General features: G+C 56.5%; 12 protein-coding genes and 3 pseudogenes. 2 read left to right on the top strand and 13 right to left on the bottom strand.

Features of this window, described 5'->3' with window-relative positions:
* Window positions 1–52: 52 nt before the first annotated feature.
* The 11 genes and pseudogenes from DR88_RS28930 to DR88_RS0127010 all read right to left on the bottom strand — a co-directional run.
* A pseudogene (locus DR88_RS28930) lies at window positions 53–636 on the bottom strand (TOTE conflict system archaeo-eukaryotic primase domain-containing protein); the annotation flags it as partial.
* A gap of 111 nt (window positions 637–747) precedes the next feature.
* A pseudogene (locus tag DR88_RS0127035) lies at window positions 748–1,235 on the bottom strand (recombinase family protein).
* A 28-nt stretch (window positions 1,236–1,263) separates the two neighbouring features.
* On the bottom strand, window positions 1,264–1,845 hold the full coding sequence (locus DR88_RS0127030; protein WP_050511156.1) for a helix-hairpin-helix domain-containing protein: 582 nt from the start codon (window positions 1,843–1,845) through the stop codon (window positions 1,264–1,266).
* Window positions 1,846–1,884: 39 nt separating this feature from the next.
* Entirely contained in the window at window positions 1,885–2,526 is a 642-nt protein-coding gene (locus DR88_RS00655; RefSeq protein ID WP_227511349.1) for a DUF2913 family protein, read from the bottom strand.
* Window positions 2,527–2,548: 22 nt separating this feature from the next.
* Window positions 2,549–3,496, bottom strand: a complete 948-nt coding sequence (locus DR88_RS00660) for an Rpn family recombination-promoting nuclease/putative transposase (protein ID WP_025862218.1) — start codon at window positions 3,494–3,496, stop codon at window positions 2,549–2,551.
* A 3-nt stretch (window positions 3,497–3,499) separates the two neighbouring features.
* The gene (locus DR88_RS0127025) at window positions 3,500–3,826 is read right to left on the bottom strand and encodes a DUF7609 family protein (protein ID WP_025862217.1); all 327 of its coding nucleotides are present in this window, start codon (window positions 3,824–3,826) and stop codon (window positions 3,500–3,502) included.
* A gap of 431 nt (window positions 3,827–4,257) precedes the next feature.
* Entirely contained in the window at window positions 4,258–5,658 is a 1,401-nt protein-coding gene (locus DR88_RS0127020) for a DUF6880 family protein (protein ID WP_004148949.1), read from the bottom strand.
* Between the two features lie 1,047 nt (window positions 5,659–6,705).
* Entirely contained in the window at window positions 6,706–7,341 is a 636-nt protein-coding gene (locus DR88_RS0127015) for a hypothetical protein (protein WP_227499856.1), read from the bottom strand.
* On the bottom strand, window positions 7,236–7,652 hold the full coding sequence (locus tag DR88_RS31565) for a hypothetical protein (RefSeq protein ID WP_227499855.1): 417 nt from the start codon (window positions 7,650–7,652) through the stop codon (window positions 7,236–7,238). Before DR88_RS31565 ends, DR88_RS0127015 begins: the two co-directional genes overlap by 106 nt.
* 458 nt (window positions 7,653–8,110) lie before the next feature.
* Entirely contained in the window at window positions 8,111–8,371 is a 261-nt protein-coding gene (locus tag DR88_RS00665) for a hypothetical protein (protein WP_025862215.1), read from the bottom strand.
* On the bottom strand, window positions 8,355–8,684 hold the full coding sequence (locus tag DR88_RS0127010) for a PerC family transcriptional regulator (protein WP_025862214.1): 330 nt from the start codon (window positions 8,682–8,684) through the stop codon (window positions 8,355–8,357). The genes DR88_RS00665 and DR88_RS0127010 overlap by 17 nt, the downstream gene beginning before the upstream one ends.
* 140 nt (window positions 8,685–8,824) lie before the next feature.
* Between DR88_RS0127010 and DR88_RS31805 the strand changes: the two are divergent.
* Window positions 8,825–9,427: pseudogene (locus tag DR88_RS31805) on the top strand (transposase); the annotation flags it as partial.
* Window positions 9,428–9,772: 345 nt separating this feature from the next.
* Window positions 9,773–10,165, top strand: a complete 393-nt coding sequence (locus tag DR88_RS00670; RefSeq protein WP_050511155.1) for an Rpn family recombination-promoting nuclease/putative transposase — start codon at window positions 9,773–9,775, stop codon at window positions 10,163–10,165.
* A gap of 618 nt (window positions 10,166–10,783) precedes the next feature.
* Here the strand turns inward: DR88_RS00670 and DR88_RS0127000 are convergent.
* Both DR88_RS0127000 and parA read right to left on the bottom strand, forming a co-directional pair.
* Window positions 10,784–11,026 carry a plasmid partition protein ParG gene (locus tag DR88_RS0127000; RefSeq protein ID WP_025862213.1) on the bottom strand — a complete coding sequence of 81 codons (243 nt, stop codon included), beginning with the start codon at window positions 11,024–11,026 and terminating at the stop codon, window positions 10,784–10,786.
* A 2-nt stretch (window positions 11,027–11,028) separates the two neighbouring features.
* Window positions 11,029–11,652, bottom strand: a complete 624-nt coding sequence (parA, locus tag DR88_RS0126995; protein ID WP_025862212.1) for a ParA family partition ATPase — start codon at window positions 11,650–11,652, stop codon at window positions 11,029–11,031.
* Window positions 11,653–11,818: the final 166 nt, after the last annotated feature.

Below are 11,818 nucleotides of genomic sequence, written 5' to 3'. Positions count from 1 at the left end.
GATCCCAGGAGCCAAATTTTTGGAATCCGAAGCACAGGATGTTGTCCCTTCACCCCAGACGGCGGGCATCCCTGGCCAGAACTCGGGACGCAAAAACACCCAGATATGAGCCCCCTGACGCGATCTTGATACTTCCAGTGTAGCTGGCACATCGAGTTCATCACAGGATTGCATGAACGCTGACGCATCGGCCTGCCATTCTGCTTCGTCAAAATCAACGGCCAGAAAATAACAGAAGTCATCTTCAAGCAAAGGATATACACCGATGGTGTGTTCGCCAGCCAGATGTCGGTAGATAACGGGATCCGATACGGGAATGAGCTGGCGGTGAGAGCAGTCGCTACATTTTATTCGGGGTTTACCACATATACCTGGCTGCCATTCGTTGGCGCAGGCGGGAGAATAGCCCGACTTTCCGCTGTTTTTACTTTCCCAGCGCAGAGCCCATACATCATCCCGCCCCGGAACAGTCGGCGAAACAGCGCAACCTTGTCGTCAGTAGATAAGGTTGATAATTTTGCACCGGAGCCTGCCGCTTAAGTCTCCACTCAATTCCATGGGCATCAAGTAGCGAAATCAATCGGGCATTTCTGCCCGCAGTGCCGATAATTCATCGCTGTCAGATTGGTGAACCATACTCTGCTGTAAATCCCCGCATCGATTTATGTCTGTCCGATCTCAGTCATCCGGTGTCTGGCAAGAAGCCGCACCACGGTGGAAGGATGAACACGGAACAGACGTGCAGCATCAGCGCCCGTTTTTGCCCCGATGTGACGAGCGAGACAATCTCTTTTGCTGTTGGGGGGTTAACTTAGGGCGTCGCCCACCAACCCGGCCATCCTGGCGTGCCGCCGCAAGCCCGCTCTTTGTCCGCTCACGAAGCATGGCGCGTTCAAATTCAGCAAAGGAGCCAACGATCTGCATCATCATCCTGCCCGCCGGAGTGGATGTGTCAATATTTTCGGTAATGCTGCGAAAATCAGCTCCCGTGTTTTCAATCTTCTCCAGCGTCAGCAATAAATCCTTCAGCGAACGGGAAAGGCGATCCAGTTTCCATACAATAACCTGATCATCTTTGCGCAGTTGCTGTAAAAGACGTTGTAGTTCGGGTCGATCCCATCGCCCTCCCGAAGCTTTTCCTGGAAAATCAGTTCACACCCGGCTGACTTTAGTGCTGATATCTGAGCCTGAGTATCCTGTTCCTGTGTCGAAACCCGGGCATAACCGATAAGCATGATTGCGATTTCCTGTTGCCATTTGATTTTATATTGCAATACATTTTTGCAATGCACAAGGTCGCATCGTTACGTTGGGACAGGGATAGTTGCACAAACGTTCGTTTATGCGCGAAGGTGGGAGGGGAGAAAAGTTGGCAGTTATCGCAGCTACCCGGTCACTACCCCATCCTGAGATGATTTTATTGGCGCGTTTGGCGCCGATGCCCCCCACCTCACGCAGCCGGGACGGCTCTTTTTCAATCACGTCGAAGACGTCAGCGCCAAATGCCCGGACAAGCCGGGCGGAATAGGCCGGGCCAATCCCCTTGACCATGCCGGACCCCAGATACCGTTCGATACCGGCCAGGGTGGTGGGGGGCGCTATCTTCAAAAAGGTGGCCTTGAACTGACGACCGTGCGCCTTGTCCATCAGCCACTGGCCGGAGGCGGAGGCGTATTCTCCCGGGGGCACGGACGGGGTGTGGCCGACAACGGTTATCAGGTCACGTTCGCCTTTCACTTTCAGACGCAAAACACAAAACCCGTTTTCGCCGTTGTGATAGGTGACGCGCTCAACCAGCCCTGAAAGCGGCTCTAAAGGCGATGTGGGGCGGTTGACGTTTTCCATAAAATGGCCCCCTGGCAGGCAGTCGAAGGCCCGATGGATTCAGCGCGGTGCAGAACCGCAGTGTGCACCCGGTAGCAGCATGAGCTGATGCCCGTTGGGCAGTGACGCGGTAGGCTGCGCCGTTATCTGATGGCGCTGCATGACGTTGATAAACGCCGCCCTGTCGCCGACCACGCGCACCTCGACCGGCATGTTGTGCCGGCCATTGTTGTCGTAGGCGGCGTTGAGCGCCGCTTTTTCCACGTAAAAGCCGTTGGTTGCGCCGGTCTCTGGCAGCACCCCCTCGTGCCATTCGCGGCTGCTCATCACCGCATTGTCCCACCCCAACTGCTTGAGCGTCTCAGTGGCGTAAGTGAGGCGGAACAGGTCGGACTGCTCGGCGATATTGCCGCTGCAGGAGTGCCACAGGTACTCCAGGTGCTGGCGCAGCTTGGCGGCAGCGCCGTGCCTGCGACCGCGCTCCAGCAACCAGCGAATGTCAATCGCCACGCTCTTGGGGAAGCGCCTTTGCCTTTGCGCGGTGGCCAGCCAGCGGATAAGGAACAGGGTTTCGGCGTAGGGGGGCGAAACGCCGCAGGACTGACGTTCGAGCGCCAGGGCCACCAGTACGCAGAACGCCAGGTGGCTCAGGTCGGTGGTGGTGTCCGTCGGGTCGGCGGCCGGGAGGGCGTTGTCCAGCAAGCGATCGTCTCGGCGTCAGCTATCAGTGGCGGATCTGCGCCAGCTCATCGGCGGTGAGGCCAGTGGCATTCATCACCGTGGCCTGATCGAGGCCGCTGGCCAGCAGGGTGCGGGCGATTTTGATCGCCGCCAGGTGTTCGCCTTCTTGACGGCCTTTCTCGATGCCTTTCTCGATGCCTTTCTCGATGCCGATGGCGATCCCCTGCGCACGGCCTTCTTCCTTCAGTCGTTCAGCGATCGTCATGATTTTGTCCTCGTGGTGCGGTACGCGCTCGGCAAGCTGCCTGAGCAGCGCAGCCGGGCTGTGGGTCTCGCCGACCTGCAGCATGTAGCTGAGCAGCGAGGTCAGTTGTTCATCGGTAGTGTACCCCGTCAGCAGCAGCGTGACCAGCCGGTCGAGCAGCTCGGCAAGGTCGCGCTGACGCACGTGCTTTTGCAAGAGTTCGAGGACCGCCATGCGGCGGTGCTGCATGATGTCGTCGTCGGGAATGACGGTGACGTCAACCAGCGGAAAGGCGCTGCCGTAGAGCTGTCTGGCCAGCTGCGGTTCATCGAACAGCGCCAGCCAGTCGAGCGAATAGGGATAGGGACTGGTTTGGCCATGATAGAACATCAGCGGTATCACCAGCGGCAGACGCTCGTGGCCCGCTTCCAGGTGGCGCTGCATGGCGGCGATGGCATAGCGCATCAGGCGGAAGGCCATGGTTTTATCCGGCCGGCTCTGGTGCTCAATCAGGCAATAGACGTACCCGTCCCCGCGGGCCGTATCGAGAGAGTAGAGCACGTCCGAGTAGCAGGCGCGCAGGTCATCTTCGATAAAGGAGCCGGATTCGAGCTTCAGGGTGTCGAGGTTGCAGACCCTGAGCAGGCTGGACGGCAGGTGCAGCTGCAGGAAGTCACGGGCGGTCTCCGGGTGGGTGAGGAAGGCCTTGAACACGGCATCGTGTGGGGAGGCGGTGGGTTTGCTCATGACTTACCTGCTGCGGGTGACGATGGCCTGGGCGAACAGGCGACCTGACGGGTAGAGCACCAGGCTGCTCTCGATGTTGTAGACCTGACCTGAGCGTTTGGCGGCTTCGTGCATGGCCGGCACCAGCAGGCGGCGGGCGCGTTTTTTGAGGCTGTTGACGTCCTGGACGATTTGGCCGGCGCCATAGTCGGGAGAGAGGGCCACCGAATGGGTGTAGGACATGCCGGGCTCGAGCAGCACCAGTATGGCCACCACGTGGGCAAACTCTTCGGTGCCGGTGTCGATAATCTCGTCTTCGATAATCTCTGGCGCAGCTGGCTGATCGCTCATCACTTTGTCCCTCTCCGGTTGTTCTGTTGTGGCGCAGTATCGCACAATCACGCGGTTGCGGCATCCGCTCCCTGCGGGCGTGCGGATTGGCGCCGCGAGCGCCGCCCGCCCGTGAAGGTCAACCGCCACGCGCCAGGGGCGCAAAGGCCGGCTGCGTTTTGCCGGCGCCGTGGCGGGCGAGCACGCGACAAAAATGCTCTCTGACAGGCTGCAGCGGATGGCGAAAAAACGATGGCTTCGGACAGCATCTGCGGGTTAAATACGCCTAAAAAATGGGTTTTAGCTCAAAAACATAACAAAAAAGAGATTTTCACGACCTGTCTCACAGAAAGCCTTACTCCGCGGGGCTCTTTCTCGCCCCGGCTCATGGTTAGGAAACTCAAAAAACGGCGATTGAGTTTCCTAACCATGAACAACTGAGACGGAAGCACTCATAACGGGCTCCCGCAATAAAAACACCGGTTATTGTCGACAGACAATCCCTGAACTTTACCCGCCATTGCCTGCCACAATGCGCTTTTACGTTTGTGTTGCGCATAAAGCGCCCTGAGGTAATTCAGGGTGCCTGCGAACTGTGCGCTTTCCTCCAGTCCTTCACTGTAGTCGATGGCTTTTTTCATGTCGGAGGCGGCATACGCATAATATTTGCTTTGTGCCTTATCGATATAGCTCTCCACAAGAACACGCCGCAGAATGACTGCCGCAAGGGCAAACCCATGCTGATACAGCTTGCCCGACAACGTTCGCAGGCTTGAGCTCGAGCAGTAGGCAAAGTGGGATTCAAGCTCCGCGACAGGGGTGGCAATGAGTACGTCACTGATCAGGTCAAATCGCGTCAAATCCTCAGCAAAATGAAGGTAGGCGCGCAATCCTTTCGCCTTTGCAGTGCGGATAAAATCAGCGGTGTCATTATCCGGATCTCCACCGGCTTTCATGTACAACCGGTAAAAGCGCGTATCACAGGTGTGGCTGAAGGCGTCCCTGGCTTTGTCCATCGCTTCGCGACGCCGGCCATCCTCAATGAGCGCCGTAATGAATAATTCAAGCCAGATAATATCATCGACAGGGGTGACATCGCTCCGTGCTTCCATCAGTTCCAGTAATGCGAGCGCTTTTTCCGGTTGAACCTCGTCAATCAGCAGTCGGGCGTAGCCAAAGTAATGTTGAGAGGAGCAGAACTCATCATTGTTTACCGCACGTTCAAGGAAATTAACGTCGGCAATCAGAAGACTGAGATCGACGGCCTCCTGGAACTCTTGTTTCTGATAATACCGATCCCGCATGGCGCGTAAGACATCGTTTCCGAGCTGAGTACGGTACTGTTTAAGCATACCGGCACCAAAATAAAACTCACCGTCGAAGAAATTGACCATTTTCTCGGCAATGACGGCGGGCGGACTATTTTTTTGCGCGGCGACTGCGCTGATCCACGCCTCAATCAGCGAGGAATAACAGGTCATCCAGCTGCCACTAGAGCTATCAATATTTTCGATAAGTCGTTCAAATCCATGTATGATTTTTGCGCACAACCCTTCCGTTTGCTCGGGAAGCGTGGCGGCCGTTTTCTTCAGCGGTTCGGCAATAATGCGCGTCAGTTCATGAAAACGCGCATCTGCCGTATAGTAGTCATAGAAACGCGTACTTTTACTCAGCTTGGCATATTCTTTCTGAACGGCCTTGAGTAAATCGTCGTCGGACAGAAGGTACTTGTTAATCAGGGTGGTTTTGGCCTGCTTATTATCCTGTATCAGGTCGTCGATCACCGTCAATAACTCGCCGTGACTCAGTGCATTTAACCGCTCACGTTGTTTCTTGTTGAGCCCGCCTGCCATATTCCCCTCTCGTCAGCTGCCAGCGATAGATATTCGCCATATTAGCAGGCGCCGCAAGGCTGGCGAAGCCCCTAATGCGCGTGAGCGCATGAAGGCGCCTGCCTCAGCGAAAAAGGACACCCACAGGCAAGGGGCGCCGGTAGCCCGGCGAAGCCGGTTCGGTATTGATAGGTTTCACCGCACCCCGCCGCCGCCCTGCAAAGCTAACCCACCCAAAGCCACACAGTAGTTCCATTACGCCGTCGGAGTGGTCCCGCCAGAGGCGGGGTGTATCTCCGCGTTAGCGGCCTGTAAGGGCGCTTACGGGCGTGTACCCTAAAACAAAAGCGCCACCACCCACAGCGACACCAAACCCTTTTAGTTACAACACTCATCATAAAAGCGACACGGCTTCCGGACCGTTGGCCCGGAGGGCGCGCCGCTTTTCAGGGTGGGCCAGGTATTTACTGGTCGAGCCATTGACTGGGAGGTTCCGTTAGCTGCCAAGAGTAAAAAGGATGAATTCAGCCTCTTTTTAACATAATGAGCCTTACGCGCACCGGCTTAACACGACTCAGTCGCTTTTTGTCGGCAACGTGCTAAAAGCGACACTTTTCTCCCACCAACTCTCGTCTTTTTGATGTTATCGATTCGTTATCAGAATGCCGGTTCTGATTTCGGCGCGTTTGCTGGCTGAAATCGCTGTTTTCGACGGTTTTGGTTTTTTGCCCGAACGCAGTGAGGGAGGTACTCAGTTGCACTGGCGTGAGCCGGTGCGTTGAGTACTCCCTTTTTAAAGGGCTTATTTTGTTCAGAAACAACCTTCGAAATTAATACCTTTGCTGATGGCGTGTTCGAAGTTAACGGACTATTCGAAGTTAATGGCATGGCTGTCGTTGAACGTTGGCGTCGATGGCTGCCATCGGCATTTTCGGCGGTCGGGAAGGTGTGTTTTGAGCGAGTATGGCGCTGTCGGCAACCGCTGAAGGGAGTGCCGTTCGGGTGGCGGACACGGGAAAGCCCCGCGGGCGGTGGCCGGCAGAGCGGGAGTCAGTGGTCATGACGGGGTCAGGTCGGCAGGGCGCCGGCGCGCTCCAGCAGCAACCGGTAGTAGGCTTCCGGGTTCTCCGTCAGCATTCCCGGCTGCTCGCGCTTGAGCGTGGCCTCCAGCTGCATCGCCTTCAGCGGCGAGCTGCCCATCGTCCACTGCACCCAGGCCTGATAAAAGCCGTTCTGCTTCTGGCGCCGGGCGGCGGCCAGCTTTTTGATGCCGGCGGCGGTGTCGTCCAGCAGGGTGTCAAGGCGATGTTCGTTCTGCTGGCGCTTGGCCAGTTCGTCCTCGATAACGGTTTCGGCATCTTTCTTGAGATTCTGCAGATCGGGACTCACCACCCAACGCTTGATTTGCTCCAGGCGGTTTTTTAGCGAGTGCTTGCGTTCGATGTCGATCCCCAGATGCGTAATGCGCACCAGGTGACGTTCGTATTTCTTGCGCAGGCTTTCCGTCAGCCCGTTCTTGATAGCCCACAGACGGTACTGATCCAGCCACAGGCGAATTTCGTGAACATGGATACCTCGACTGGTGAAGAATTTCTCCGTCAGCCAGATGCGCAGTGGCTTGTTCTGACCGGTGTCAGTATCCTGCCCGCGCGACACGATGAGGTAGTCCAGCTGCTCGAGCACCGACAGCGCATGCAGCGCCACGTCATACGCCTTGCGGCCGCTTTCGTATACGTGCAGCACCCCATCGCTTTGGCCACGTCCTCGAACGGCAGCATGATCTCAAACGGGTAGTCGCTGTCCGGGTTGTAGTCGCAGTTGGCGCCCAGCACCATCGAGAGCACCGTCAGCGCTTCACGGCTTTCCGAACGCGCAGCAATACGCATCGGTTTGGGACGGTAGTCCGGGTTGTTGCGTTGGGTATAAGGGATATAACCCTGCCGGCGCAGGCCGATCAGGTCATCATTACGCCGCCAGTCGTGGCTGCTCATGCGCGCCACCACCTTGCTCGCCATGCCTTTCGGCACCCGGCAGCACAGGTTTGGGGTGTAACGACGATGAATTTTTTGTTGCCCGCGCCGCAGCGCATTATTGGCACCACGGGGCGTGAAACGGTTGATTTTACAGGATTTACCTGCGCGGCATGTTGGCTATGCACGTTCCCCTGCACTTAGGGTCGGCAGGGGGGATTGACGTAGAGTACGCATACAGTATACTTCCTTACAGGCGCGCAGCCTGCTTTTGACCCTTGGATATACGTGGACACCGACCAAAGTTTCGACGTAATCCGGGGGGTTTTGCGTCTGGAGCTCCGCTCCAACCCATCCACCTTCTGGCGTGGACAACCATCAAATGCAAAATTTTTCCCACATTACCAAATTTTCCCCGTTGCCAGCAAGCGTCGCCGGCAAATGCCGGTGGTCATGACGCCATGAGAAAATTGTGCAGGCCTGCAGATTACACAGGCAACGTGTCAGCGGCCGCGGAAGCGTCGCATCGGTGTCGGCGGATGCCAGTAATAATCGGCAACCGGCGGTAGCGCCGGACGGGAAGTCCGCAGGCGCCGGGTGGTGGGGGCAGCGCTCAGCTGTGCCAGGTAGTCGTTCAGTATCACCTGTTTCTGCAGTTTCGACAGGCGATAGCCCTGGTCGAACTCGCGCCGGGCATACAGACCCGCCAGCACAGTACGCTGGTACTCATCGAGATCTTGCGCGGTTTTAGGTCGTCGGGTCACGGCGTCCTCCTCCTGTTTGATTATTCCATTCGCCACAGATCCGGGCCGTTCGGCACGCTGTTTCTCGCCACGAGCGTCGCGCCCGCCGGCGCGGTGCCGTCACTGACACGCTTGCCGCCACCTGCGCCAGACAATAACGTAGGCGCTGCAGCACCGCTTCTGCCACGCGGTCGTCGGCCTCCCGCAGCAGTACCTGCTGCCAGCGCGTCGCGGCGCGGCGCCACAGACCCAGCGTTTCCAGATGCAGGGCCTGTGCATCTGCCGGCAGCGCGTCGTCCTGCGGCCGGTAACCGCGGTGGTGGCCGGCGCTCATTTGCCGAACGCCCGTTCGCGGGCGTCCAACTCATCATCGCTGGCCAGCAGCCCGTCAACTGACGCGTCCCTGTTTTTCCAGGCCAACAATGACCTGATGTCGTCAGAGCGTCGTTGACGATGCGCCTTGATCAGGTTGCGCCGCCGGGCGTTGTCGGCCATCTCAGCGCACTTCTCCGCCGACGCGATGCACTTGTCACCGACAGCACCCGCGAAAAAAACAGGCTGGAAAAATGTCAGGCAACGGATACTCCTCTTGCTGTCACTGAATCCATAGAAAATGTACTTCGTAACCTGAGCGCAGAGCTTGAGCATCTGGACGTTCAGATCCTGACCCATCTCGACTAGTATCCTGAATTAAAAAAGGATTTTGACCTGCTGACATCAATAAAGTCCGTGGGTTATCAGTTAGGTCTGAATATGCTGGTTATCCTGCGGGGGCATCATTTCGATACAGCAGAACAGGTTGCTGCATTTTTGGGCGTGATCCCTGTTGAAAAATATTCCGGTACATCGATCAGAGGGAAACCGAAATTATCCAAAATCGGCCCACCGGAAATCCGCGCGAAACTGTATCTGGCGTCGTTATGTGGCCTGAGGTTTAACCCGGTGATGAAGGCGATGTATGAGCGACTATGCCAGCGTGGCAAGGCAAAAATGTGTGCCATTGGCGCACTGATGCGAAAACTCGTCCACTGGTGCTATGGCGTTCTGAAAACACAAAAGCCATTCGATGCTGAATACCTTTCTTCAGATGCGCGTAGCGCATGTAAGGCGGCATTATGCTGTTTTATATGGCTCAGCAGTAAAATCGCTGAGGCCCGGCGTAAGCCGGTGGAGGGCTATCAGAGAAAGATATCCCTTTCCGCCCTGAACAGTCGTGTGGGCTTATAGCAATGAATATGCTGATTTAAGCCCTTTTAACTCCGTGAGTGCAGCTTGGCCGCGATGTATCGGGGACTTAGTGCCGGCAGTTTGCTGCCAGCGCTTAGGGGGCTGTACGCAAAAATCCAACCGATATTTTTGTTGACTCAACACGGTAGCTTTGCGCCCCGGCGCGTGGCGGTCCTCGAACTCTTGTAAAAGCACGTGCGTCAGCGCGACCTTGCCGAGCTGCTCGACCGGCTGGTCACGCTGCTGCTGACGGGGTACACTACCGATGAACAACTGATCTCGCTGCTCAGCTACATGCTGCAGGTCGGCGAGACCCACTGCCCGGCCGCGCTGCTAAAACAGCTGGCCGAGCGCGTACCGCACCATGAGGATAAAATCATGACGATCGCTGAACGACTGAAAGAAGAAAGCCGTGCGCAGGGGATCGCCATCGGCATCGAGAAAGGCCGTCAAGAAGGACGTCAAGAAGGCGAACACCTGGCGGCGATCAAGATCGCCCGCACCCTACTGGCCAGCGGTCTCGATCAGGCCACGGTGATGAATGCCACCGGCCTTACCGCCGACGAGCTGGCGCAGATCCGCCACTGATACCCGATAGTGAGACGACCGCTTGCAGGATTCGCTGGTTGCTGGAGCGCGGTCGCAGGCACGGCGCCGCCGCCAAACTGCGCCAGCACCTGGAGTACCTGTGGCGCTCCTGCAGCCAGGCTGCAAGCGGGGTTGCGTCAGCGATGGACGCCCGAAGGGTGGCGACGGCTCGACGGCGCCATGCGCAGCACGACAGCGCGCCCGGACGCCCAAAATACGCCACATGTGCAAAGTACAAGTAGAATTGAGCGTCATCACCGACGACGCAGTTCTGCACAACGGCCTCACCTGCAGAAGGCACGCCAAAAACTCGAATTATCCAACCTGGTTGCCGTCACCAGCGCCGTCCAGGTGAGGCTCACAATGGCCATGATGGGCCTGCACATTGATTTGCGCGAGGAGCGCCCACGAGTGGCATAGTCGTTACTGATTTCTGTATTTAAAGAAATATGATTTTCATTAAATACAGATAATCGTAATGATAGCTTTCAAACGGTACGCAGGGAGTTACGGCTCGACAGCAATGATGAGTCGTAACCTGCCTGCCCTACCGTCTCACCATAAACGCAAAAACGTTTAATCTTAAAATCGCATAATCGTAAAACAGTAAATACAGAATTACTCTTTTCCGTATTTATCATATAACAGCTCGCGCACCTCATCGGCAATCTTGGTGCCCCTCAGGGCACAGGCAGACTTGATGGCCTTATGCAGGCTCTCCGGGATATCTATCGTGAGTCGCTTCATTTTCTCGACCGGCGACGGTGGCGCTTCTTCGACAGCGCGACTTTCCACCCAGGCATCCGCACTGGGTGCAGGTTTGGTTGGCTTGGCACCGAAAGTCACTTTTTTCCCACTCATACTCATTGCTCCAAAATCTCGTTAACCAGGGCGCCGATCTCTTTTGACGCCGCCGAATCCGGCTCCAGCTCGAACACGGCTTTACCGACAGCCGCCGCTTCAGCGAAGATCACCCGCTGCGACACCGTGGCTTGCAACACCGGTGTTTCATACGTCGACAGCGCCTCGCCGACATCACGGCCAATCGCAGTATTTACGATTTTACGATTAACCGCAAATACAGATTTAAGGTTTTCTTTATAAATCTTGGCTTCCTGGATCAATGTGACCACTTCCTGTGCCGCCCACACGTCATACGGACTGGGCTGAACAGGGATCACCACCAGGTCTGCCGCCATAATGGCGGAACGGGCCAGATCCGTGACGCGGGGTGGGCCATCAATGATGATGTGGTCATAATCCTGGGTGAACTTGCCGATATCCTTGTGCAGCGTGGCGCGCGGCAACCCCAGCACCGGGAAAGCGGACGCATCTTGCCGTGCTGCCGCCCAATCCAGGGCGCTACCCTGAGGATCGGCATCAAGCAGCAATACACGTGCGCCATCCGCCGCCAGACGGGCAGCAATATTGACGCTGAGAGTGGTTTTGCCAACTCCCCCTTTCTGGTTCAGTACAGAGATAATCATCAGGTACTCCTGGTATGGGTTATTACGATTTTCAGTAAAACCGTATTTCTGCAAACTAACAATTACGATTCAATTGCAGTGTATGCATAAGCGCGAGCAAGGTCAATACTGAAATCATCAAATGCGCTTTTCCGTAAAATCGTATTTGAGATTGATTGTAAAACCA

The organism is Klebsiella pneumoniae (genome assembly GCF_000742135.1).
GTDB lineage: Bacteria > Pseudomonadota > Gammaproteobacteria > Enterobacterales > Enterobacteriaceae > Klebsiella > Klebsiella pneumoniae.
The sequence above is the reverse complement of the archived record's forward strand: the minus strand, read 5'-3'. Positions and strand labels throughout refer to the sequence as shown.

What these genes read in the sequence shown, in the direction of transcription:
- DR88_RS0127030 (WP_050511156.1), bottom strand. Translation starts at nt 1,845, where the DNA reads ATGGAAAACGTCAACCGCCCCACATCGCCTTTAGAGCCGCTTTCAGGG.
- DR88_RS00660 (WP_025862218.1), bottom strand. Translation starts at nt 3,496, where the DNA reads ATGAGCAAACCCACCGCCTCCCCACACGATGCCGTGTTCAAGGCCTTC.
- DR88_RS0127025 (WP_025862217.1), bottom strand. Translation starts at nt 3,826, where the DNA reads ATGAGCGATCAGCCAGCTGCGCCAGAGATTATCGAAGACGAGATTATC.
- DR88_RS0127020 (WP_004148949.1), bottom strand. Translation starts at nt 5,658, where the DNA reads ATGGCAGGCGGGCTCAACAAGAAACAACGTGAGCGGTTAAATGCACTG.
- DR88_RS31565 (WP_227499855.1), bottom strand. Translation starts at nt 7,652, where the DNA reads ATGGCGAGCAAGGTGGTGGCGCGCATGAGCAGCCACGACTGGCGGCGT.
- DR88_RS0127010 (WP_025862214.1), bottom strand. Translation starts at nt 8,684, where the DNA reads ATGAGCGCCGGCCACCACCGCGGTTACCGGCCGCAGGACGACGCGCTG.
- DR88_RS0127000 (WP_025862213.1), bottom strand. Translation starts at nt 11,026, where the DNA reads ATGAGTGGGAAAAAAGTGACTTTCGGTGCCAAGCCAACCAAACCTGCA.
- parA (WP_025862212.1), bottom strand. Translation starts at nt 11,652, where the DNA reads ATGATTATCTCTGTACTGAACCAGAAAGGGGGAGTTGGCAAAACCACT.